At 53.0% G+C, this 526-nt stretch carries 1 pseudogene; it reads right to left on the bottom strand.

The features are described 5' to 3' along the window. Nucleotides 1–474 (bottom strand): annotated as a pseudogene (locus WKT12_RS16475) (capsule assembly Wzi family protein); the annotation flags it as partial. Between the last annotated feature and the right edge of the window lie 52 nt (nt 475–526).

Below are 526 nucleotides of genomic sequence, written 5' to 3'. Positions count from 1 at the left end.
TGTACCCGGAATGTTCAGGTAATCCTTCACTTCCACCCGTACCTGCGGAATCGGCCTCATGTTCGTGCCCTCCACCATCCAGCCGCTGGTCAGCCTCTCGTTCTTCTCGAGTGGGAACCCCGGTCGTTCCTTACTTCCGATGCTCAGCGTCAGTGCCTTCCACGACACATCCGCATAAGCCTGCTGAATCCAGAACTTCGACGACAGGTTCTTTCCCCCCGCCAGATCCAGTCCCGCGTCAATCCGCCAGTGCTTCGGCAGCACCTTGTTCCATTCCACTCCGGCACGCACATATACAAAGTCAGGTTCATTGCCCGCCACCCCATACCGGTTGGCCGTCAGCCATACAGGCGCATAATCCCCATTCGACACGGTAGCCCCTGCCTCCACCTTATACTTCAGCGAGTCGGCAGGCTGCTGCGCATAAAGCGGACTAAAAAGTGTAGTCAGTAATAAAGTCTTTATCAGTTTCATTCGAAAAAAATAGTATAGGATACTATCATAACAATCCCCGCCAATTTTTGTT

The organism is Phocaeicola sp. HCN-6420 (assembly GCF_037890145.1).
Lineage (GTDB): Bacteria > Bacteroidota > Bacteroidia > Bacteroidales > Bacteroidaceae > Phocaeicola.
This window is presented reverse-complemented; position numbering and strand designations above follow the sequence as displayed.